Genomic DNA, 21294 nt, shown 5'->3' on the forward strand with positions numbered 1-21294 from the left:
AGCGCATCGGGGAGCCGAACCTTAACGCGTTATCCGGTAATTCGACAATGGGCAGGCCAGCTTTAATCCGGCACTGCCTGCTTCATCGCGTGATCCATGGTGGCCTGGGAGAACTCTGCGGAGTGATGAATGATCCATTCCAGAGCCAGCGCTTGCAGGTCCAGCGGGCATGGGCCCTGTTGCTGCTGCAGGCGTGAATAGTGCTCGATCTGGCACACTTGCTCGCCCATACGTGCCCCAAACAGGGTTTGTTCGTCGATCAGGGCAACCCCGATCCGGTAACCGTCAAGATGCTTTTCGCACCAGGCGATATAGCCCGGATAGCGTGCGTTTTCCCCCAGGGATGGCATGCACATATCAACTGCGGTGCCCCGCCGCCAACCTCTGTCGCTGTTGCACGAAACGCCTCCGAGGCTGATAGAGTGCAACTTGTGGCGTGAAAGTGAGGGTTGGTTGCGTGGCGTTATCTCAACGGGAACATCGTCTGGGTGAGGTAAAAAACGACCCATGAAAGCTGACTCCAAGTGCCATTAAATTAGTATTGTCTTATGAGTATAGTGACTGCAATGGAACTGACCGACTTTGATGCTGATCAGCAACTGCTGGTGCTGCCCGGCACCTCACTGGTGATCTTCACCAGCGCGGGCTGCTCGGCGTGCCGGGTGGCCCGACGCATGCTCCCGGACATGCAGTTGCCCGTGGAGCGGTTGTGCTGGATTGATGCCGGCAATAACGGTGGCTTGGTCGAACGTTACGAAATTTTTCATTTGCCCACCCTGTTTGTAGTGCGCGACGGGGCGTTTTACGGTGAGTTGAAATCGCGTCTGAGTGAGGGCGAACTGGCCCACCATATTCGCCTGGCCTTGATGCTTGAGCCTGACGAGCTACCGTGAAGCAACGTTTGAATCCGCTTTAATGCTGTGGAGGCGATATGAGCAAAGGCTTAAAGGGCAAGCTGGTGCTGGCCATTTCTTCTCGGGCCCTGTTCGATTTGAGCGATAGCCATCAGGTGTACCTGACCCAGGGTATCGAGGCGTACCGGCAGTATCAGATCGAACATGAAGATGAAGTACTGGCGCCTGGAGATGCCTTTGCGCTGGTCAAAAAGCTCCTCAGCTTTAATGCCAGCCTTGGCCGTGAGCGGGTCGAGGTGGTGCTGGTATCCCGTAACAGTGCCGACACCGGGTTGCGGGTGTTTAATTCGATTCAGCATTACGGCCTGAATATTTCCCGTGCCGCATTCTCGGGCGGGCGTAACCCCCATCCCTATCTCAATGCCTTTGGTTGCGACTTGTTTTTGTCGACCCATGCCGACGACGTGCGCAGTGCCCTGGATGCAGGTTTTGCGGCAGCGACTATTCTCTCGGGCGGTGCGCTGCGGGCCGAAAGCAATGAGCTGCGGATTGCCTTTGACGGCGATGCGGTGCTGTTCTCCGATGAGTCGGAGCGGGTTTTCCAGTCCGGAGGCCTGGAGGCCTTTCAGTCCCTCGAGCGCGAATCCGCACGCAACCCACTGCGTGGCGGGCCGTTCAAGGGTTTTCTGGAGGCGTTGAACCTGTTGCAGCGCGAATTTCCTGATGACGCTTGCCCGATTCGTACCGCGCTGGTGACTGCGCGTTCGGCGCCGGCACATGAGCGAGTTATCCGTACTTTGCGCGATTGGGATATCCGTCTGGACGAATCGCTGTTCCTGGGTGGGCTGGACAAGTCGGCGTTCCTGGAAGCCTTTGCTGCCGATGTGTTTTTTGATGATCAGGCCGGTCATTGCGAAAGGGCGCGCCAGGTTGTGGCAACCGGTCATGTACCCCACGGCATCAGTAATGAAACCCGTGACTCAATGGCTGAGTGAGTACTGTTCGCAAGTTGCCGAGCGGGCCATCTGACTTTCCCGGGCGCTGCTAAGCTCAACTTACCTCGTCCATAAAAGCTGTCGGGAAGGTCGCATGATCCGCTCAATTCTTTACGCCACTGACCTTGGCATTTACGCGCCTGTTGTGATGCAGCACGCGCTGGGTATGGCCCGCAGCTTCAGCGCAGATTTGTTTGTGGTGCATGTGGTCGAGCCCATGGGGCTGTTTGCCGAGTCGGTATTGCAGAGCTACCTGGATGAGCGGGCGTTGAGCGAGCTGCACCAGCAGGGCATGAGCACCATGCTGTCCAATATAGAGTTGCGGGTACTGGAGAGTCTTCGCGAAGAGTTGGCAGGTTGGGAACAGGAGCTGGCCTTGATCCGTTCGGTCAAGGTCATTCAGGGGGAGCCTTCACAAGTCATTCTGGAACAGTCGCACAAGCTCTCAGTTGACCTGCTGATTTTGGGCAGCCATGCCCAGCCCACGGGGGGCGAATCGCATTTGGGGCGCACGGCAGCCCGGGTTATCGAACTGGCAAAGGTCCCGGTGTATCTGGTACCGCTGATGCAGCGTCGGCGCAGCGCTGATGTGTAAGGCTGATGAATCGATAAAAACGATAAAAAGTTCTAGATTTCTTATTCCAACCTTCCATATAGTTATATACCGCCGCCGATACCCTTGGCGTCTATCAGCTTTGAGGGATGCATATGAAGCTTCAACAATTGCGCTACATCTGGGAAGTGGCGCACCACGACCTCAACGTTTCAGCCACGGCACAAAGCCTTTACACCTCACAACCGGGTATCAGCAAACAGATCCGCCTGCTTGAAGACGAGCTTGGCGTCGAGGTGTTTGCCCGTAGCGGCAAGCACCTGACCCGAGTGACGCCAGCTGGCGAGCGCATCATTACCACGGCTGGCGAGATCCTGCGCAAGGTCGAAAGCATCAAGCAGATCGCCCAGGAATTCTCCAACGAGAAAAAAGGCACCCTGTCGATTGCCACCACTCACACCCAGGCGCGTTACGCTCTGCCACCGGTGATCAGCAATTTCATCAAGCAGTACCCGGATGTCGCGCTGCATATGCACCAGGGTTCGCCGATGCAGATCGCCGAGATGGCTGCTGATGGCACCGTCGATTTCGCCATTGCCACTGAGGCCCTTGAGCTGTTTGGCGATCTGGTGATGATGCCGTGCTATCGCTGGAATCGCTGTGTGGTAGTGCCGCAAGGTCACCCGCTGACCAAATTGCCGAAGCTGACCCTCGAAGCGCTGGCTGAATACCCGATCGTGACTTACGTGTTCGGTTTTACCGGCCGTTCCAAGCTCGACGAAGCCTTCAGTCATCGCGGCCTGACGCCTAAAGTGGTGTTTACCGCAGCCGACGCCGACGTGATCAAAACCTATGTACGTCTGGGCCTGGGTGTTGGCATCGTGGCCAAGATGGCCGTGGACACCAATCTGGATAAAGACCTGGTGGTACTGGATGCCAGCGAACTGTTTGAATCCAGCATCACCAAGATCGGTTTCCGCCGGGGCACCTTCCTGCGCGGGTTTATGTGCGACTTTATCGAAAAGTTTGCCCCGCACCTCACCCGTGAAGTGATGGCCAAGGCTATTGCCTGCCACAACAAGCAAGAGCTTGAAGAGCTGTTTGAGGGTGTTGAACTGCCGGTGCATTGATTCGGTCATACCGTATCGCGAGCAAACCAGCTCCCACAGATTTTGTGTCGTACACAAAATCTGTTGCTTGCAGGGCAAGTGTGGGAGCGGGCTTGCTCGCGATGCAGGCAATGCGGTCTTGCCTGCATTAATACCGGTTACTGCTCGGCGTTACGGGCATGCCGATACTCGCTCACTGCGTCATACACCGCCTTGCGCAGGCGGTTGATCCCGCCAATCGGCCGATGTTCTTCAATACCATGCCAGGGGCTGAACGACAGGTTGTCACAGGCCAGGTTTTCGCTGGGCGTGTCGAAGTCCTGTGGTGCAACCTTGACCCGGGCGACCGTCTCGAAAGGTGCGTCAGATTCTTTCCATTCAATGCTGGTGTCTTCGATCGGCATAAAGCGGTTGGCGTCCTGGCGTTGAATCTGCAGCACAAAACAGGCCGGCACCCGATCCGTGGACAACTGCTGGTTCAAGGCATTGCGCAGGAAATTGGGCAGTGCTTCGTTTTGCTTCGCCAAGGTATATGCCGGGCAACTTTCCGGGTCTGGTGCTACACGGTACTTGGCATTGGCAGTGCCGAACTTGTAGGGCGATACCGAAAAGTACGTGGTTTGCGTCGGGCTGCTCGGCGCTGGCGACAGGGTTGCCAGGGCGATAAACAAATGGCGGATCTGCCAGCTGCGCGGGTCCCATGACGGGAAAAATGCCAACACCTTTTTACCATCCGCCTGGGCGGCGATGTTCTGACGGTATTCTGCGACATCGCTGACAAAGAAATTGGGATGGTTGAACATCACAAAGTCCTGCTCGGCACGTCCCTGCTGGCTTGGCAGCAGTTGAGTGCCCGGCACGTCCAGCAACTTGATGGCCATGCCGCGGGCATCACGGATGCTGTCAAATTGCGGGTAGGCATTGCCGTTGGACAGGCGCATCACTGCTTGCCAGGTTTTGCCCGGGGTAGCGAATACCCCTTCGCGCAAAGCCGGATCGAGATCATCCAGTACCTGCACTTGCGCCTTGACGCAGCCGTGGGCCTTGGCGTGAGCGTCGCGCAAATAGCGGGTGTTTTCGCGGTGCTGGTCGACGATCTTGATCGCCGTCTGGATGGTGTCCCGGGTCATGGCGGCTTCACCCGCAGGGATTTGCTCCTGGGCCGAGACCGGCCCGCGATGCTGCCAGGCGTACCAGCCCGTGGCCAGTGCCCAGCCGAGCAATCCCAAGGCAATCAGGGCCAATAGCAACTTGCCCAGGCATTTGCCGAGTCGAAGCCAGAAAGTGGTCAGCATGCAAACATCCTTTTAGCGAATTCTTCTGTATGACGAAGGCGTGTCATTGTGTGGGCAACTCTTGTTCAAGCGGGCCGCCAAGTACTTTGAGGTACTCCAGCAACGCCCAGCGCTCTTGCGGTTGCAGCTGGCGCCCGATCACGCCGTTGCCGCGAGGGCCGGCGCGGAACTCATGACCGCTGTTGTGGTTGCCGCTGATACGCGTGTCGAGCATAAAGCCGCCGTCAAAGGCCTCTGTGCGGTAGCCCAGATGGCGCGGGTCGTACTCAAAGCTGCCGCGATAGAAAGTGGCATCACGCTCGGCCTGCGGCGAAAGCAGTTGATACACCGTAGGTACCGAGCCGTTGTGCAGGAAGGGCGCGGTGGCCCAGATCCCGTCGAGCGGTCGCGCTTTGTAGGCACGCACTTCCAGTACGCCGATCGGCAAGCCAAAGCCGTTGAGGCGATCCTGTTCTTCGGGGCCGATATTGGCATCGTGATAAGCACGCTTTTCAACAAAGGCTGTGACATAGGCCAGGCCCTTGGCCACTGACAGCTTGCTCATGTCCAGCGGCTCGTCGGTCTTGGGGTACAGGTCGACGTTCATTTTGGCCAGTTCGGCCGGGTCCCATTGCAGCGCGCTGAGGTCGTAGCGGTTGTCGGCAATATTGTTGGCGGTATTGGGGTCGGTACCGATCACGTCGACAGGCAACAATTTGAGTTGCTTGACCATCCGCCCGTTTTCTTCGACTTCAGGGGGTACGTGACACCCTGCGCAGTTTTCGGCAAACAGCGCGCGACCCTTGGCCGCCAGCGGCCGGTCAATCTTGCCGAACAGCGCTTCTGGCCAGACCGGAGGCTTGAGTTTTTGCAGGGTTTCCTCGATCAGGTGCAGGTCGTTGACGCGAACGCTTGACGGGTAGCGGGCATCACCTTGGAGTGGCTGGCCATGCTGGTCGAAAAAGTTCAGGGTAGCGCCAACCCCCAGAGCCTCGCCGATATTGCGCGCCATGGGTTGCTTGGCCGATGCGTTCCACTGTACCCAGTCGAATGTCCACATGTCCCACAGGTGCGGGTAATCCACCGGTGCATTGGCCACGCGGTAGTTGTCGGGGGAAATCGCATCGCCGAAGCTGGCATTGGCGATGCGCCCAAAAGCATCGGTACGGCCCGGGCCTTCCAGGGTTGGATAGAGGCCGCGGTGGGTATCGTTCCAGGCCACACCCAGGAAAGTGTCCAGCGACGCTTTGAAGTCCTTGCGCAGTTGCTGGTGCTGCGCTTCATATTGATCGCCCAGCACGGTACGGGCGAAGCGCTCGAATTTCCACGGGTTGTAGTAGGTCGCGGCGAGGCTGGCTACCAGCGCCTGGCCAAAGCTGCCGCCGCGCAGGGTCGGCACGCTCGATGGCAGTACGTGTTGGGCCGGGGCGCCGTCAACCCGCACAGCCTGGCCTTTGAAGCGCAGTTCGCCGGTGTGGCAGGCGGCGCAGGTGATATCCAGATATTCCACGTTGCTGCCGGGGTTCTGGTGGCGGGTAAAGCCCACTGGCAGGTTGCCCGGGTTGGCGGCACTGGCTTGCTGCTTGGGGTCTACCAGAAAGCCGAAGCGCGCCAGGTATTCGGGGGCGGCAAAAGGTTGTTTGGAAAAAGGCAGCTCAAGGGCGCTGAACCAGTCGTAATGCAGGCCTTTAACCTGGGTGCCCTGGGGGGTGTAGTAATAGGTCTGGCGATCAGCAGGGCTCCACTGATCCAGGTAGTGCAGTTGTTGCGGGGGCTGGTAAGCAGGCAGTTTTGGATTGGCGACGAAATAGAGCACCAGGCCTAGGCCCAGGGCTACAGCCACCAGCAACCCCAGCAGAACACGGTAAAACAGACGCACAGTAACGCTCCTTGTAAAAATATTTACAGCCTTATGCCTCAGGTCGGGTCTAGCATCAAGTAAGCAGGGTTGTGCATTGCAGCGTTTATAGATGTGTTAACAAAAGTTGCAGCTAAAATGAATTGTTAATAATCCATGAACTTATCCACCCATTGCCCCTCTTATGCCGGTAGCCATTGGTCGCGGCCGCCTGATAAGCTCGCGGCTTTATTCGATTGCCCATTTGGCGCATGAACAAGGAAATAGCATGAAACAGCATCGGTTGGCGGCAGCTGTGGCCCTGGTAAGCCTGGTACTGGCGGGTTGTGATTCGCAGACCAGCGTAGAGCTGAAAACTCCGGCCCAAAAAGCCTCGTACGGCATTGGCCTGAACATGGGCAAAAGCCTGGCTCAAGAAGGCATGGATGATCTGGATTCCAAGGCCGTAGCCCAGGGCATCGAAGATGCCGTCGGCAAGAAAGAGCAAAAACTCAAGGATGACGAACTGGTCGAAGCGTTCGCAGCCCTGCAAAAGCGTGCTGAAGAACGTCTGACCAAAATGAGCGAAGAAGCCTCTGCTGCAGGCAAAAAATTCCTCGAAGAAAATGGCAAGAAAGCCGGTGTTGTCACTACCGCTTCTGGCTTGCAGTACGAAGTCATCAAGAAAGCCGATGGCCCTCAGCCTAAAGCGACCGACGTAGTAACTGTTCACTACGAAGGCAAGTTGATCGATGGCAAGGTGTTCGACAGCTCGGTTGAACGTGGTAGCCCGATTGATCTGCCGGTGAGCGGCGTGATTCCGGGTTGGGTTGAAGGCCTGCAACTGATGCACGTTGGTGAGAAGTACAAGCTGTATATCCCTAGCGAGCTGGCCTACGGCGCACAAAGCCCAAGCCCGTCGATCCCGGCCAACTCGGTGCTGGTATTCGACCTGGAGCTGCTGGGCATCAAAGATCCAGCAAAAGCAGAACAAGCGCCTGCCCAATAAGCAGCATTGTGTACGCGTAACGCCCCGTCTCGACGGGGCGTTGTCGTTTCTGTAGTCCGGATTTTTTTACTGTAGGTTTTGCCCTACAAGGCTTTAAATGACCCATAAGTTCCCTTGGCTAGTGGTTGCTGACTGCCAAGTCAATGAATTTATGGGTTTTTTTATGTGTGTAAAAAACGCCCGATCTGACTGTGGCCCTTATGGGACGGGCCTTTCAGCGCTAAAAAACAGCTCTGTTCACAAGGTTATCCACAATTTGTGTGGATAACATTTCAGTTTCAAAGCCGCGCTTTCGAATCTTTTCACAAAAATTTCACTTCAGATCGAAAACCCCGAAGACCTTCGCGGCTGATAGGATTAAGCTGCAAGGTGAAACTTCTTACTCGATTCTTGAAAAAGTCTTACGGGGTTAAGTAAATGGATCTTCAAATCATCAAGCGCAATGGTGAGCCTGAATACGCCGTTCTTTCTTGGGAGAGTTATCAGGCGCTGCTCAAGGCAGCAGGGATCAAGGAGCAAGCCGCAACTGCGGCACCGGAGCCACAGCCATCTGCATCCGAGCCGTTACGTCACGGGCTTGATCAGCTGCGCAGCCTGCGCGAGGACAAGGGCCTGGCCCTTGAGGCGCTGGCTCGCACGGTAGGCATTAGCCCGTCGTATCTGGGAATGATCGAAACCGGTGAGCGTCTTCCCGACCTCGCTATCCGTCGCAGTTTGGCCTGGGAGCTGGGAATCGCAGGCTGGAGGGAAGCATCATGAGCGTTCGCATCAGTCGTCAACACTGGGATGGGTTGCTGGCTGAGCTGGATCAGGCGCGTCGACAGCGTCACTTGCTGACCTACCGCGCATTACTGGAACGTTTGCAACTGCCGAGCCCGGCGATGCTGACTCTGACCGCAGCCCTTGAACATCTGGCAGCGATGGATGCCAAGGCCGATCAGCCATTGCGCAGCTCTCTGGTGATTAGTCAGGGTGCAAGCCGCTTGCCACGGACCGGTTTTTTCGAGTGCGTGGAGCGCCTCGGACGCTTCCCCGGCCCGCCGGATGGGATTGCCGCTGCCTCCTGGCACGCCTCCGAGGTGGTACGGGTATTTGAGCATGCCTATGAGCATGAGGAAGCCTGAGTGCCCAGGCGGCTTAAGGCGCGTTTGGGCTACGGCCTGGCGCGCAAGTTGTTTCACTGGCCCTGGTGTGTTCGCCAGCCGCGCATCTGGCACTGGATGGAGGGGCAGTTTGCGCGCATGGCCAACCTTGGCGATACCCCTGCCCAGAGCTTCTATGGGCATATCCTGGCCTTTCGTGGACAAGGGCTGGGTGCCAAGGAGGAGGGCCTACGATTGCTGCGTCTGGCAGCGTTGAGCGGCGATGGCAAAGCGGCTTATCAGGTGGGTGTTTTCAGCCTGGCCGGTTCGCTCGGCAAATCACCGGATGCAGCCGAGGCGGCACGCTGGTGGACGATGGCGGTCAAGGCCGGGCACCCGTTGGCATCGCACAAACTGGCGAACTTGTACCAGCAGGGTGGCCCGGGACTGGTGGCTGATCCTGAGTTGGCCAGGCTTTACCAATAGCCAACAAAAAGGGCGGGCCGCATTACACGGCCCGCCCTTTTTTACACGTTTGAATTACTTTTTGGCTACTTGCGAGCTGAGCTTGAGGTAGTCCAGCAGAATCCGCCCGGTTTCACTCAGGTAGGCATCATCTTCCGGTTTGGTCTTTTCAGGTTCAACCGGCAGTGCATCTTCGTCTTCTTTCTTCATTTCCTTGAGCGGTGCTTCGCCTTTGGCCTGACGGCGGGCGTTTTCCATCACCAGCTGCTTGGCATCGATGTCGGCGTGCTGTGCGCGGCGCTCGGCTTCGTTCAGGCTCACGGTCTTCTCGGCCATCAGCTTCTCGGCCAGGGCCAGCTTGTCGCGGATAAAGATGAACTCGGCATCCTTGGCCACCCGTGCATCGTGCTCGGCCTTGAGCTTGTCGATATAAGGCTTGAACGGGTCCGACGCCGGCTTGATCGCAGGGCGAATGGTGTCCCACGGCATGGCTTCAGGCAGTGCGCTTTCGCCGATTTCCTTGGTGTCGATAATCGACGGGAAGGCCACGTCAGGCAGTACGCCCTGATGCTGGGTGCTCTGCCCGGAAACCCGGTAGAACTTGGCCAGTGTCAGTTTCAGCTCGCCGTGGTTCAGCGGCTGGATGGTTTGCACCGTGCCTTTGCCGAACGTCTGGCCGCCGATAATCAGCGCGCGGTGGTAATCCTGCATGGCACCGGCAAAAATCTCCGATGCCGAAGCCGACAGGCGGTTGACCAGCAACGCCATCGGACCTTTGTAGAACGCGCCCGGGTTTTCGTCTTCAAGCACATCGACCTTGCCGTCGGCGTTACGCACCAGCACGGTCGGGCCCTTGTCGATAAACAGGCTGGTCAGTTCGGTGGCTTCCTGCAACGAGCCGCCGCCGTTGTTGCGCAGGTCGATAATCACGCCATCGACTTTTTCCTTCTGCAACTCGGTCAGCAGTTTTTTGACGTCGCGGGTGGTGCTCTTGTAATTCGGGTCGCCAGCGCGGAACGCCTTGAAGTCCAGGTAGAACGCCGGGATCTCAATCACGCCGAGCTTGTAGTTCTTGCCGTCCTGTTTCAGATTAAGGATCGACTTTTTCGCAGCCTGTTCTTCAAGCTTCACGGCTTCGCGGGTTATGGACACAACCTTGCTGGTCTGGTCGTTCGGCGCGTTGCTTGCCGGAATTATTTCCAGGCGCACCACAGAGCCTTTAGGGCCGCGAATCAGCTTGACCACTTCGTCCAGGCGCCAGCCGATCACGTCGACCATCTCTTTATCGCCCTGGGCGACCCCGATGATCTTGTCGGCCGGAGCGACCTGCTTGGTCTTGTCGGCAGGGCCAGCGGGCACCAGACGGACGATTTTTACCTGGTCGTTATCGCTCTGCAACACGGCGCCGATGCCCTCGAGGGACAGGCTCATGTTGATGTCGAAGTTTTCCGCATTATCTGGCGACAGATAGTTGGTGTGCGGGTCATAAGACATGGCGAAGGTGTTGATATACGCCTGGAAGATATCTTCGCTGCGGGTCTGGTCAAGGCGCGACAATTGATTCTTGTAGCGCTTGGTCAGCAGTTCCTGAATTTTCGCTGGCTCTTTGCCGGCGATCTTCAGGCGCAGGACTTCGTCCTTGATGCGTTTGCGCCACAGGTCATTGAGCTCGGCCTCGGTCTTGAGCCATGGAGCGTCCTTGCGGTCGATCTCCAGGGTTTCCTTGGCATTGAAGTCCAGCGAGTCAACGCCCTTGTTCAGCTCGGCAAGGGCAAAGTCCAGACGCGATTTGACCCGGTCCAGATAGCGCTTGTAGATGATGAACCCGGCGTTGAGGTCACCGCTTTTGAGGAAGTCGTCAAACTGGTACTTCCACTTGTCGAATTCGGCTACATCGCTGGCCAGGAAGTAACTGCGCGAAGGGTCGAGCAGCTTCAGATAGCTGTCATAGATGATCGCGGAGCGCGCATCATTCAGTGGCGGCTTGCTGTAATGATGGCGCTTGAGCAGCTCAACTACGTTAAGACTGGCAATTACCTCATCACGATCGGGCTGAAGGTTATCCCAACTGTTAGCGGCGAACGAATTGGCCGAAAACGGCAAAACGCCTAGGCCAATGAATAGGGCAAGTGCGGTGCTAGGGAATAAATGCTTCATGCTGATTCGACGCGGGGGCAATTGATAACGCATATTAGGCCGTCTTTGAAGTCGCCGGTTCCATCAAGGACCGGTCGCATAATGCAAAAAGCCCGGCGCAACAGCTCCGGGCTCAGTCCAGACTTACTATGGAGGCACTGTGAAAGCATTGCAAGGCGTTGAAGGTCAAGTGACGTGGGTTGAAGAGCCAAGCCCTACCTGTGATGTAGGGCAAATTCGAATTCAAGTGGCGGCTGCGGGGCTCAATCGGGCTGATTTGTTACAAAGCGCCGGGTTGTATCCGCCACCGCCCGGCGCCAGCCAGGTATTGGGCCTGGAGTGCTCCGGTGTGGTCAGCGAAGTGGGCCCGGGTTCCTCCTGGCAGGTTGGCGACCGGGTTTGCGCGCTGTTGGCGGGCGGTGGCATGGCCCAGGAGGTGGTGGTGGATGGCCGTCATGCCCTGCCGGTGCCTGAAGGCTTGTCGCTGCTTGAGGCGGCAGCCTTGCCTGAGGTGTACAGCACGGCCTGGCTGAACCTGTTTCAGTTGGCAGCGCTCAAGCCTGGTGAGAAGGTGTTGTTGCACGCCGGGGCAAGTGGCGTTGGTTCAGCGGCCATTCAGCTATGCAAGGCCTTTGGCAGCCCGTGCTGGGTAACCGTGGGTTCGGCCGAGCGTCTGGCTTATTGCCAGGAGTTGGGTGCGCAGGGTGGTGTGGTACGTACCGAGGGTCTGGACAGTCTCAAGGCCATGGGCCCGTTCGATGTCGTGCTGGACCCGGTGGGTGCCAACTACGCCGAGTCCAACCTCAAGTTGCTGGCGCAGGATGGCCGCTGGGTGTTGATCGGTTTGATGGGTGGGCGCAAGGCGGAACTGGATCTGGCGCTGGTGCTGGGCAAGCGTATCCAGTTGCTGGGCTCGACTCTGCGCAGCCGCAGCGATCAGTTCAAGGCTGACCTGCTCAGTGATCTGGGGCAGCAGGTGTGGCCGTTGTTTACTGAAGGCCGCTTGAGTCCGCAACTGGCCAAGACCTTCCCGATTGAACAGGCCCAGGCGGCGTTTGCCGAACTGGCCAGCAATCAGGTGTCGGGCAAGCTGGTGCTGGTGGTTGATAGCAGCCTGGTCTGACTCTGTGGGAACGGGCTTGCTCGCGATTCAGGCGCCGCGGTACATCAGCAACATTGCGCCGATCCCATCGCGAGCAAGCCTGCTCCCAGAAGTAAGGCGTCTCGATCCGGGTTATTTCCAGTGATGAACCGGCCACCCGGCCTTTTCAGCCTCTTCACGCAAAACCGGGTCCGGATTGACCACGTGCGGGTGATCAACCTTGCGCAGCAGCGGCAAATCGTTGCGTGAGTCGGAGTAAAAGCTCGCACCTTCGAGATTCTCCTCCTGCTCGTCGAGCCATTCCAGCAGACGGGTGATCTTGCCTTCGCGGTAAGTCAATGTACCCACAGTCTTGCCAGTGTAAAAACCGTGGTCAACTTCAAGCTCGATCCCCAGCACTTCATCGATCCCCAGGCGCTCGGCAATGGGTTTGACCAGATGGGTGCCCGAGGCCGAAATCACCAGGATCCGGTCGCCTGCCTTGCGGTGTGCGGCGATGGTTTTGGTCGCATCACTGAAGATGATCGGCTCGATAAAGTCCTCAACCCAGGGGCCGACCAAATGCTCGACTTCCTCAGGCGTGCGACCGACCAAGGGCTCCAGGCTGAAGGCCATGTAGTCCTCCATCGCCAGCTCGCCGCGGCTGTAGGCGTCCATCAGTTCGTTGTTGCGCTGCATGAACGACTTGGCGTCGACCCAGCCCAGGCGGCCCATCTGCTCGCTCCAGAGGGTGGCGCAGTCGCCGTGAATCAGGGTTTCGTCCAGATCAAAAATTGCCAGGGCCATCAGCGCAACTCTCTCTTCATAAAATTCAAGAACATCAGGCTACCTCACAAAGGGTGCTCGAATCGATGGACAACGCCACGCGCTGGCCATCCGGGTACAGATCCCCCGGTGCTCGGTTGAGGACGTCGACAATCACTTGCACGCCCCGCACCTCGACCCGATAGCGGATCACGTTGCCCAGCAGGCTGTGGCTGAGGATAACGCCATCCGGCTCGCCCTGCAGGCTCAGGCCCAGGGTTTCCGGGCGAATCGCGATGCGGCTGCTGACCGGGCGCTGCAACAGGCGGCTGGCGGTTTCGGCGTCCAGCAGGTTGTAGTTGCCGATAAATCCTGCGGCGAAAGCATCCGCCGGAGCTGCATAAAGAGTTTGCGCGTTGCCGCTCTGGACAATATGCCCCTTGTTCATCAGAAAAATACGGTCACTCATGACCAGCGCTTCTTCCTGGTCGTGGGTGACGAAAATAGTGGTCAGCCCAAGCTCGCGCTGGATGGTGCGGATCTGCTCGCGCAAGTGCTTGCGAATCCGCGCATCCAGGGCCGACAGCGGTTCATCCAGCAGCAACAGGCGCGGGCGGGTTACCAGTGAACGGGCCAGCGCCACACGCTGGCACTGGCCGCCCGAGAGCTGGTGAGGGTAGCGCTTGGCAAAGTCATTCAGCTCCACCAGATGCAGCACTTCGGCCACGCGCTTGTGGCTGTCATCGCTGTTGACCTTTTGCATGCGCAGGCCGAAAGCGACGTTTTGCTCGACGGTCATATTGGGGAACAGCGCATAGCTTTGAAACACCATGCCAATGCCGCGTTTTTGCGGGCTCAAGGGCACGATATCCTGGCCATCGAGGAGGATCTTGCCGCCATCCACCGGCGTCAGCCCGGCGATGCAACGCAGCAGCGTGGACTTGCCGCAACCGGACGGGCCGAGCAGGGTGACGAATTCGCCCTTGGCGATGCTGCAGTTGATATCGCTGAAAACCGGGGTGCCGGAATAGGATTTTTGCAGGTGTTCAACGCTGACGAAGCTCATTGGCTTTTGTCCTTGTTCAGGAAGGTGGCAACCCAGGTCAGCACCAGTACAAAGAGGAAATAGGAGATAACCAGCGCGCTGGTGAAGTGGCCGCTGCTGTTACGCATATTATTGAGGAACACCTGCAAGGTTTCGTAGCGGGTGCCCACCAGGATATTGGCGAATACAAACTCGCCGAACAGGAACGAGAACGACAGCAGCAGGGCAACCATCAAGCCTTTGCGCAAATTCGGCAGCACCACCAGAAACGCCGCCTGCCAGGTGCTGGCGCCGAGCAGTTGGGCGGCGTCCATCAGGTCGCGCAGGTTGATCGCTTGCAGGTTGTTGGTGATGGCCCGGTACATAAACGGCAGGGCGACGGTGAAATAGCAGCCGATCAAAATCCACGGCGTGCCGACCATGCGCAGCGGGCCCGAGCCATAGAGTTGCAACAGGCCTACCGATGACACCACCGGCGGTACGGCGAATGGCAGCAGGATCAGGATATTCATCAGCGCGTCGAGCCTGGGGAAGTGGTAATGCACCACAAACAGCAGTGGCAAAATCAAAACCACCGACAGCACCAGCGCCGCAACACACACCAGCAACGACTGGCCGAAGGCGGCGAGAAAACGCGGGTCGCTCCACAACTGGATATACCACTTGAAGGTAAAACCACTGGGCAGGATGGTTGCCGACCAGCTTGAAGCAATCGAGTAAACCAGTGTGCCCAGCAGCGGCAGCAATAAAATCAGGAACAGCAGCCAGACCACACTGCGGTGGTAAACGCTGGCAGAGCCGGTTTCAGCGCGCGACATGGTAGCTCCTCTTTAACAGCCACTGATGCACCAGGGTCACCAGGGTCATCAGCCCGACCAGAATCACCGCCAGGGCGCTGGCCATGTTCGGATCCAGGCTGATATCGCCCGAAACCATCGCAGCAATCCGGATTGGCAGTACGTTGAAGTTGCCGGTGGTCAAGGCATACACCGTGGCGTAGGCACCCAGGGCGTTGGCCAGCAGAATCACGAAGGTGCCAAGCAATGCCGGGGTCAGTACCGGCAGGCCGATATGGCGCCAGAACTGCCAGCTGCTGGCACCCAGCAGGGAGGCCGACTCGCGCCAGTCTTCGCGCAGTGCATCAAAGGCCGGATAAAGCAGCAGCACGCCGAGGGGAATCTGGAAGTAGGTGTACAGGATGATCAGGCCGGTTTTCGAGTAGAGGTTGAAGTCCTCGATGATCCCCGCCTGTTTAAGCATGATCGTGATACTGCCGTTAAAGCCCAGCAAAATGATGAAGGCGAAAGCCAGCGGCACGCCGGAGAAGTTGCTGGTCATATTGGCGAAGGCGTTGACGAAGTTACGCAGCCGCGAATCCACCTTGCGCAGCGAGTAACTGCCCAGTATGGCGATGACGATACCGAACAGGCTGGACCAGAAGCTGATTTCCAGGCTGTGCTGGATCGCTTGCAAATAGAATTTCGAGTTGAAGATCTTGATGAAGTTGGCCAGGCCCCAACCGCCTTCTTCCGATTGCACGCTGTGGATCAGCACCCATACCAACGGCGCGATCTGAAACACGATAAAAAATACTGCGAAGGGCACCAGGCACAGCAACGCAAGCCATTTACCACGGCTCATGGTGCGGGCCTCAACAGTTCCCGGCACAGCGGTTTGTCGTGGGCCACGCCGAGCAGCTCGCAGATGGTGCCGCACAGTTCAGTCTGTTTTGGTGCAATATCAGGGTTGAGGCTGAACGCGTCACCCAGCACAAACAGAGGCACTTCACGCTCTTCGGGTAGCAAGCCGTTGTGTGAGCGGTCGTTGTTCATGCCATGGTCGGCCGTTACCAGCACTTGATAACCGGCTTGCAGCCAGCCTTGCAGGTAGTCGGCCAGGATGATGTCGGCCGAGCGCGCGCTGTTGCGATACTGCGGGGTGTCGAGGCCGTGCTTGTGCCCGGCATCATCGATATTCATGGGGTGGACCAGTAAAAAATTTGGCTTGTGCGCCACACGCAGGCTTTCTGCGTCGGCGAACAGATGGGAGTCGGGGTAATGATCGCTCCAGTAGAAATGCCCGTGCTGAATCGGCAAGTCGACTGCAACCGTATGGCGGTCCCGGGCCACTACGAAGGGTGAACGGTTATACAGTTCGCTGACCCAATGATAGGCCGCAGCCGCCGTGCTCAACCCGCCGTCGCGGGCGTAATGGAACACGCTGCGCTGGTTGGACAGGCGTGACACATTGTTGTGCACGATGCCGCTTTCAATCGGCGGCACACCGGTGAGAATGCACTCATACAGGGGGCGCGACAGGGCAGGCAATTCGCAAGTGAGCTTGTACAGTGCGCAGCGCCCGGCCCCTACATAAGCCTGAAGATGGCCCATTGCCTGGCGTGCGACCTCGTAATTCAAGCCGTCGAGCACTACCAAAATAACGTTGTGTTTCATGTATGGCGACTCCGCTTGCACAGCGCATGGATTGTGGGAGCGGGCTTGCTCGCGATGATATCAACGCGGTGGATCAGACAAACCGCGTTGCCTGCATCGCGAGCAAGTCCGCTCCCACAGGGACCAGGAACGATGCGGGTTACTGCATATTGATAATGACTTCTTCCTGCCACAGCTGCGGCAAGGCCTTGGAAGTTTTTTCCCAGGCATCTGCGTCTTTGATCGGCGTTACATTCATGTACTGATCGTTGGAGAGCAGCTTGGCTTGCACGTCAGCAGGCAGCTTCAGGTGCTCGGCACGAATCGGCCGCGCATTGCCGCGTGCCAGATTGGTTTGGCCCGCATCGCTGAAGATATATTCGCGGGTCAGCTTGGCTGCGTTCGGGTGCTTGGCGTATTTGTTGATGATGGTGGTGTAGCCCGAGATCACCGAGCCATCGGACGGGATCAGCACTACGTAGTCATCCGGGTTGGCCATTTTGGCTTTGTAGCTCAGGCCGTTGAAGTCCCAGACCACGCCGACTTCCACTTCGCCTTTTTCCATGGTGGCGATGGTCGGGTTGGCCAGTGACAGGCGACCTTGCTTGGCAATATCGGCAAACATCAGCAGGGCAGGCTGGATATTCTTTTCATTGCCGCCATTGGCAATCGCTGCCGCCAGCACGCCATTGGTGGCCTGTGCCGCAGTACTCACGTCGCCGATGGACACCTTGTATTTGCCAGACTTCAAATCAGCCCATTTGGTCGGCACTTCAGAGCCGTGCAGCAGTTTCTTGTTGACGATAAAGGCGATGGTGCCGGTATAGGCCAGTGCCCAGTTGCCGTCCTTGTCCTTGGCCCAGTCCGGGATCTGCTCCCAGGTGGTCGGCTTGTACGGCTGGGTCACGCCCTTGGCCACGGCGATCGGGCCGAAAGCTGCGCCTACGTCGCCGATATCGGCGCTGGCGTTGTCTTTTTCCGCAGCAAATTTGGCGACTTCCTGCGCCGAACTCATGTCGGTATCGATGTGTTTGAGGCCGTAGAGCTTGTTCAGGTCGGCCCAAGTGCCTTTCCAGTTGGCCCAGTCATCGGGCATGCCGACGCTGTTGACCGTACCTTCAGCCTTTGCTGCGGCTTCAAGGGCTTTTAAATCGACATCGGCGGCCATGGCCGATGTGCACAGGGCGATGCTTGAACCTAACAGTGTTGCCAGGAAAAACTGTTTCATCCGAAGCTCCTTGGGCGTTTTCAACGCTGGGTTTTATTGCTCTTTTGCGGTGGGTTGGTCTAGGTCAGCAATACCTGAGCCAATTTAAGCCCGGCAGATGACACTTTAATGTCGGCATTACTTATGCAGGGGGTGATATGGGCCAGCGTGTGGGTTACTGACAAGCGTAGACCATCGTTAACGCCCCGGCTGGCAAGGCATTTGACGGTTTTCAGGGAAGGGCTGGCGCGGCCCTTGTCATGGAACAGTCATATGTTCTGCATAGGCTGGCAGGCTCAAGAAGTGATCGTTTTGCGGTCATGCCTGCCCACATTTGGTGCTGGACTAGTCCAGACAGGTAACGTTGATGCGAGAAGGTGCACCCAAGGCGGTAACAGCGATCAGCCGCACGCTGCAAGAGCAGATTGAGCACGGCTTGTTGGCGTACGGCAGCCAGTTGCCGGCCGAGCGCAAACTCAGTGAGTTGTTTGCCACTACCCGGGTTACGTTGCGCGAGGCGTTGTTGCAGCTGGAATCCCAAGGGTTGGTGTATCGCGAGGAGCGGCGCGGCTGGTTTGTTTCGCCGCCACGGCTGGCCTACAACCTGATGCAGCGCAGCCACTTCCATGCCATGGTCACGGCGCAGGGGCGGGTGCCCACCACCGAAGTGATTTCGGCGCGTTTGCAACCGGCTACGGCGGCAGTATGTGAGCGCCTGCAATTGCCGGCGTTGAGCAGTGTGATTCAGATTTGCCGCGGCCGGCGGATTGACGGGCGACTTGTGTTGTATGTCGAGCACTACCTGAACCCGCAGTATTTTCCGCAGATTCTTGAACGTGATCTGACGCAGTCGATCACTGAGCTGTATGTCCGGCATTACGACTTGCATTATGGTCGGGTGCGTTTCGAGATCGTACCCACGGCGCTGCCGACAGAAGCGGCGGCCACGCTCAAGGTATCAGCGGGCAGCCCGGGGTTGCGCATTGCCCGGGTCAATTACGATCAGCACGAACGGCTGATCGATTGCGATCTTGAATATTGGCGACATGATGCGATTCATGTCGGGGTGGATGTGCTGGAGCGTTGAAGGCGTCTGCTTTCGTGGCGGCAACTGTGTTTGTGTGGGAGCCGGCTTGCCGGCGATGCAGACGACGCGGTTCACCTGTCCACTTGCACCGATGCCATCGCGGGCAAGCCCGGCTCCCACAGGGTTTAATCAATCCTTATTCAATATCCCGCTGCCCGCCGTCACTACCTGCACGCTCAGGCGCGGGGTCGCCAGGTCCAGGCCAGCTTCATCCAGATGGCGCTTAAGCGACAGGTTGAATGCCCGCGACACTTCCCATTGTTTGATCGGTGCCGTCTTGAAGCGGGCCCGCAAAATCGCGCTGCCGGACTCAAAACTTTCAACCCCCTGGATCTCCAGCGGTGACCATATATTGCGCCGCTGTAGAGGGTCGGTACGCATCTTCTGCCCGACTTCACGCATCAGTTTGATCGCGTCATCAATTTCCATGTTGTAGGGGATCGCGACACGAAAGATGGCGTAGCCAAATTCCCGGGAGTAGTTCTTGATACTTTTGATTTCGCTGAAAGGGATGGTGTGTACGATGCCGTCGATATCACGCAGGCGAACCGTACGAATGGTCAGCCCTTCAACCGTACCCAGGTGCCCGCCGACATCGACGTAGTCGTCGATGGCCAGGGAGTCTTCAATAATGATGAACAAGCCTGTAATCAGGTCGGCTACCAGAGACTGGGCACCAAAGCCGATGGCCAGGCCGATCACACCGGCACCGGCCAGCAGGGGGGTGACGTTCATGCCCATATTGGCCAGGGCGACGATCAGCGCAATGATAAAAATTGCCGCAAACAGGATGTTGCGAATCAACGGCATCATGGTTTGCGCACGGGCATTGGCCAGGCCTTTGCGCGAGCGGGTGAGGGCATGGTGGATGGCGGTGTCGGAGAGAATCCAGATCAGCCAGGCAAACAGCAGCGTGCCAGCAAGGCCAAACAGCTTGACGCTGATTTCATGCCCTTCGCCCTCGGTAAAACCGATCAGCGACAGGCCCCACACCCGCAGGCCCAGCTCGATAAACACCAGCCACACAATCAGGTGGGCCAGGGTGTAGACAAAGCTTTTCAAACGTTCGGAATACAGCGCATGGCGCTTATGGCCCCGTTGCGGTTTTTGCGCATGACGGCGCACCAGCCCGTTAATCACCATGCACAACACCACCAGCACGGTGCAGATCAGCGACTGGCGCAGCGCGGTGCTGGTGTCACCTGCCGAGACAAAGGTCGCCACCAGCGAAATACCCACCAGAATCAGCGCGGCGATATACCAGTAAGTGCCCAGGAGGTCGATGCTGTCGCTCAGGGCGCGGCGCGTGAGACGCCGTGACAGTGGCTGGTTGCGGATCAGGTGAGCAATGGGGCGGCGGAAGCGGATGATAAACAGCCCGGTGGACAGCGCGGCCATCACATTGGCAAAGGTCGCTGCGGTATGCGCCAGATGCACACCGAGGGTGGCCACCAGTCGTGGGTCGCTCAGGGCTTCGCCAAAGGCTGCGAAACTGCCGATCCACCACAGCGGGCGAAATGCCTGGTGGCGCAGGATATGCAGGGCGCGGTGGCGGTGCGGTCCATCGAGCAGCGAGAAGAGGATGACGCAGATAGCCGAGAAACAGGTGCCGATCACCAGTGCGTAAGCCAGCACCATCGCCAGGTCTTTTCCCAGCGACGAGGGCAGCGAGTAGCTCATATACACCGTGATCATCAGTGCGACCATCCACGGCCCAAGCTTGCGCAGGGCAAAGCGCAGCATGTCGACGGCCTTGGGGTGTTGCGGTAATTCTTCGCTCAGGCCAAAACGCAACCGTACCCGGTGGCTGACCCAAATCAGCAGGGCGGCCAAAAGGCTCCAGATCATGATGACCAGAGCAAAGCCAAAAATGATCGGTAGCCATTCATTGGCTGGCAGCATCAATGCCGAAAACTCTTCCCTGGCCTGGGATATTTCCTTGGTCCAGCGAGAGGTCGGGCTGTCATCCCCGGAAAACTGCTTTTCAAGATCGGCCAGGGTGCTGCCGATCAGGCCCAGAACGCCGATCTCGGCTTCAGGCTGGGCTTTTTTGGAAGCGTCGCGCAGTTTTTTCAGGTCGGCCAGCAGTTTGCTGCGCTGCTGATCGTTTTCGAGGTTTTTGATCACCTCGTCCAGCGATTTTCCCAGTGGCTCGGTGGGTTGCGCCTGGCTTTTGTCCGAGCTGCCGAGTATGCCCGGCAAACCTACGGCCTGCGCCGAAGTCATGGGCAACAGCGTCAGCAGGCAAACCAGCAGCAAATAAGGCAAGGCGAAAAGACGGAGAAACACTGGGCGATCAACCTCGAGGGTGCAAATTGGCCGAGTGTACGCTAGGGCTGCTGATCATTCATTTTTTGTCACAT

At 57.9% G+C, this 21294-nt stretch carries 21 protein-coding genes; 10 read left to right on the forward strand and 11 right to left on the reverse strand.

Annotation, left to right across the window (positions count from 1 at the left end):
- Positions 1-62 precede the first annotated feature (62 nt).
- Positions 63-509 (reverse strand): PilZ domain-containing protein, encoded by a 447-nt coding sequence (locus ACZRMH_RS02505; RefSeq protein WP_464012008.1) that lies wholly within the window; start codon positions 507-509, stop codon positions 63-65.
- A gap of 57 nt (positions 510-566) precedes the next feature.
- On the opposite strand from ACZRMH_RS02505, the gene ACZRMH_RS02510 reads away from it, so the two are divergent.
- The 4 genes from ACZRMH_RS02510 to cysB all read left to right on the forward strand — a co-directional run bounded on the left by ACZRMH_RS02510 (position 567) and on the right by cysB (position 3532).
- A complete protein-coding gene (locus ACZRMH_RS02510) occupies positions 567-893 on the forward strand; it encodes a thioredoxin family protein (protein WP_464012183.1) in 327 nt (108 codons plus the stop codon).
- Between the two features lie 38 nt (positions 894-931).
- On the forward strand, positions 932-1849 hold the full coding sequence (locus ACZRMH_RS02515; RefSeq protein ID WP_464012009.1) for a 5'-nucleotidase: 918 nt from the start codon (positions 932-934) through the stop codon (positions 1847-1849).
- 94 nt (positions 1850-1943) lie between these two features.
- Positions 1944-2444 carry a universal stress protein gene (locus ACZRMH_RS02520; protein ID WP_464012010.1) on the forward strand — a complete coding sequence of 167 codons (501 nt, stop codon included), beginning with the start codon at positions 1944-1946 and terminating at the stop codon, positions 2442-2444.
- Between the two features lie 113 nt (positions 2445-2557).
- A complete protein-coding gene (gene cysB, locus ACZRMH_RS02525; protein ID WP_016780131.1) occupies positions 2558-3532 on the forward strand; it encodes an HTH-type transcriptional regulator CysB in 975 nt (324 codons plus the stop codon).
- 137 nt (positions 3533-3669) lie between these two features.
- Here the strand turns inward: cysB and ACZRMH_RS02530 are convergent, their stop codons facing one another.
- Entirely contained in the window at positions 3670-4806 is a 1137-nt protein-coding gene (locus tag ACZRMH_RS02530; RefSeq protein ID WP_464012011.1) for a catalase family protein, read from the reverse strand.
- 43 nt (positions 4807-4849) lie between these two features.
- Positions 4850-6664, reverse strand: a complete 1815-nt coding sequence (locus ACZRMH_RS02535; protein WP_464012012.1) for a di-heme-cytochrome C peroxidase — start codon at positions 6662-6664, stop codon at positions 4850-4852.
- Positions 6665-6911: 247 nt separating this feature from the next.
- Between ACZRMH_RS02535 and ACZRMH_RS02540 the strand changes: the two genes are divergently transcribed.
- The 4 genes from ACZRMH_RS02540 (at position 6912) to ACZRMH_RS02555 (ending at position 9199) form a co-directional block, all read left to right on the forward strand.
- Positions 6912-7631 carry an FKBP-type peptidyl-prolyl cis-trans isomerase gene (locus ACZRMH_RS02540; RefSeq protein WP_464012013.1) on the forward strand — a complete coding sequence of 240 codons (720 nt, stop codon included), beginning with the start codon at positions 6912-6914 and terminating at the stop codon, positions 7629-7631.
- 417 nt (positions 7632-8048) lie between these two features.
- Positions 8049-8390, forward strand: a complete 342-nt coding sequence (locus ACZRMH_RS02545; protein WP_464012014.1) for a helix-turn-helix domain-containing protein — start codon at positions 8049-8051, stop codon at positions 8388-8390.
- Positions 8387-8755, forward strand: a complete 369-nt coding sequence (locus ACZRMH_RS02550; RefSeq protein ID WP_016780139.1) for a hypothetical protein — start codon at positions 8387-8389, stop codon at positions 8753-8755. The genes ACZRMH_RS02545 and ACZRMH_RS02550 overlap by 4 nt, the downstream gene beginning before the upstream one ends.
- Entirely contained in the window at positions 8756-9199 is a 444-nt protein-coding gene (locus ACZRMH_RS02555; protein WP_464012015.1) for an SEL1-like repeat protein, read from the forward strand. It abuts the gene before it with no gap.
- A gap of 54 nt (positions 9200-9253) precedes the next feature.
- On the opposite strand, the gene ACZRMH_RS02560 is transcribed toward ACZRMH_RS02555, so the two are convergent.
- Positions 9254-11335 carry a carboxy terminal-processing peptidase gene (locus tag ACZRMH_RS02560; RefSeq protein ID WP_464012016.1) on the reverse strand — a complete coding sequence of 694 codons (2082 nt, stop codon included), beginning with the start codon at positions 11333-11335 and terminating at the stop codon, positions 9254-9256.
- Positions 11336-11474: 139 nt separating this feature from the next.
- Here ACZRMH_RS02560 and ACZRMH_RS02565 point away from each other — a divergent pair, with 139 nt between their 5' ends.
- The gene (locus tag ACZRMH_RS02565) at positions 11475-12437 is read left to right on the forward strand and encodes an NAD(P)H-quinone oxidoreductase (protein WP_464012017.1); all 963 of its coding nucleotides are present in this window, start codon (positions 11475-11477) and stop codon (positions 12435-12437) included.
- Between the two features lie 111 nt (positions 12438-12548).
- Here the strand turns inward: ACZRMH_RS02565 and ACZRMH_RS02570 are convergent, their stop codons facing one another.
- The 6 genes from ACZRMH_RS02570 to ACZRMH_RS02595 form a co-directional block, all read right to left on the reverse strand.
- The gene (locus ACZRMH_RS02570; protein WP_464012018.1) at positions 12549-13202 is read right to left on the reverse strand and encodes an HAD family hydrolase; all 654 of its coding nucleotides are present in this window, start codon (positions 13200-13202) and stop codon (positions 12549-12551) included.
- Positions 13203-13236: 34 nt separating this feature from the next.
- Complete coding sequence (locus ACZRMH_RS02575; protein WP_464012019.1) at positions 13237-14226, reverse strand: ABC transporter ATP-binding protein; 990 nt, start codon at positions 14224-14226, stop codon at positions 13237-13239.
- On the reverse strand, positions 14223-15023 hold the full coding sequence (locus ACZRMH_RS02580) for an ABC transporter permease (protein WP_464012020.1): 801 nt from the start codon (positions 15021-15023) through the stop codon (positions 14223-14225). The genes ACZRMH_RS02575 and ACZRMH_RS02580 overlap by 4 nt, the downstream gene beginning before the upstream one ends.
- Positions 15010-15846 (reverse strand): ABC transporter permease, encoded by an 837-nt coding sequence (locus tag ACZRMH_RS02585; RefSeq protein ID WP_464012021.1) that lies wholly within the window; start codon positions 15844-15846, stop codon positions 15010-15012. Before ACZRMH_RS02585 ends, ACZRMH_RS02580 begins: the two co-directional genes overlap by 14 nt.
- Positions 15843-16658, reverse strand: coding sequence for an alkaline phosphatase family protein (locus ACZRMH_RS02590; protein WP_464012022.1), 816 nt, complete (start codon positions 16656-16658; stop codon positions 15843-15845). The genes ACZRMH_RS02585 and ACZRMH_RS02590 overlap by 4 nt, the downstream gene beginning before the upstream one ends.
- A 139-nt stretch (positions 16659-16797) precedes the next feature.
- Complete coding sequence (locus ACZRMH_RS02595) at positions 16798-17865, reverse strand: ABC transporter substrate-binding protein (protein ID WP_464012023.1); 1068 nt, start codon at positions 17863-17865, stop codon at positions 16798-16800.
- Between the two features lie 346 nt (positions 17866-18211).
- Between ACZRMH_RS02595 and ACZRMH_RS02600 the strand changes: the two genes are divergently transcribed.
- On the forward strand, positions 18212-18931 hold the full coding sequence (locus ACZRMH_RS02600; RefSeq protein WP_464012024.1) for a UTRA domain-containing protein: 720 nt from the start codon (positions 18212-18214) through the stop codon (positions 18929-18931).
- A gap of 129 nt (positions 18932-19060) precedes the next feature.
- Here ACZRMH_RS02600 and ACZRMH_RS02605 read toward each other — a convergent pair whose 3' ends face one another.
- Positions 19061-21220, reverse strand: coding sequence for a mechanosensitive ion channel domain-containing protein (locus ACZRMH_RS02605; RefSeq protein WP_464012025.1), 2160 nt, complete (start codon positions 21218-21220; stop codon positions 19061-19063).
- Positions 21221-21294: the final 74 nt, after the last annotated feature.

It is taken from the genome of Pseudomonas sp. B414 (assembly GCF_055408445.1).

Coding starts and splice junctions, on each gene's coding strand:
- ACZRMH_RS02545 (WP_464012014.1), top strand. CDS start 8,049: ATGGATCTTCAAATCATCAAGCGCAATGGTGAGCCTGAATACGCCGTT.
- ACZRMH_RS02520 (WP_464012010.1), top strand. CDS start 1,944: ATGATCCGCTCAATTCTTTACGCCACTGACCTTGGCATTTACGCGCCT.
- ACZRMH_RS02580 (WP_464012020.1), bottom strand. CDS start 15,023: ATGTCGCGCGCTGAAACCGGCTCTGCCAGCGTTTACCACCGCAGTGTG.
- ACZRMH_RS02530 (WP_464012011.1), bottom strand. CDS start 4,806: ATGCTGACCACTTTCTGGCTTCGACTCGGCAAATGCCTGGGCAAGTTG.
- ACZRMH_RS02550 (WP_016780139.1), top strand. CDS start 8,387: ATGAGCGTTCGCATCAGTCGTCAACACTGGGATGGGTTGCTGGCTGAG.
- ACZRMH_RS02510 (WP_464012183.1), top strand. CDS start 567: ATGGAACTGACCGACTTTGATGCTGATCAGCAACTGCTGGTGCTGCCC.
- ACZRMH_RS02575 (WP_464012019.1), bottom strand. CDS start 14,226: ATGAGCTTCGTCAGCGTTGAACACCTGCAAAAATCCTATTCCGGCACC.
- ACZRMH_RS02570 (WP_464012018.1), bottom strand. CDS start 13,202: ATGGCCCTGGCAATTTTTGATCTGGACGAAACCCTGATTCACGGCGAC.
- cysB (WP_016780131.1), top strand. CDS start 2,558: ATGAAGCTTCAACAATTGCGCTACATCTGGGAAGTGGCGCACCACGAC.
- ACZRMH_RS02540 (WP_464012013.1), top strand. CDS start 6,912: ATGAAACAGCATCGGTTGGCGGCAGCTGTGGCCCTGGTAAGCCTGGTA.
- ACZRMH_RS02590 (WP_464012022.1), bottom strand. CDS start 16,658: ATGAAACACAACGTTATTTTGGTAGTGCTCGACGGCTTGAATTACGAG.
- ACZRMH_RS02585 (WP_464012021.1), bottom strand. CDS start 15,846: ATGAGCCGTGGTAAATGGCTTGCGTTGCTGTGCCTGGTGCCCTTCGCA.
- ACZRMH_RS02600 (WP_464012024.1), top strand. CDS start 18,212: ATGCGAGAAGGTGCACCCAAGGCGGTAACAGCGATCAGCCGCACGCTG.
- ACZRMH_RS02560 (WP_464012016.1), bottom strand. CDS start 11,335: ATGAAGCATTTATTCCCTAGCACCGCACTTGCCCTATTCATTGGCCTA.
- ACZRMH_RS02505 (WP_464012008.1), bottom strand. CDS start 509: ATGGGTCGTTTTTTACCTCACCCAGACGATGTTCCCGTTGAGATAACG.
- ACZRMH_RS02595 (WP_464012023.1), bottom strand. CDS start 17,865: ATGAAACAGTTTTTCCTGGCAACACTGTTAGGTTCAAGCATCGCCCTG.
- ACZRMH_RS02515 (WP_464012009.1), top strand. CDS start 932: ATGAGCAAAGGCTTAAAGGGCAAGCTGGTGCTGGCCATTTCTTCTCGG.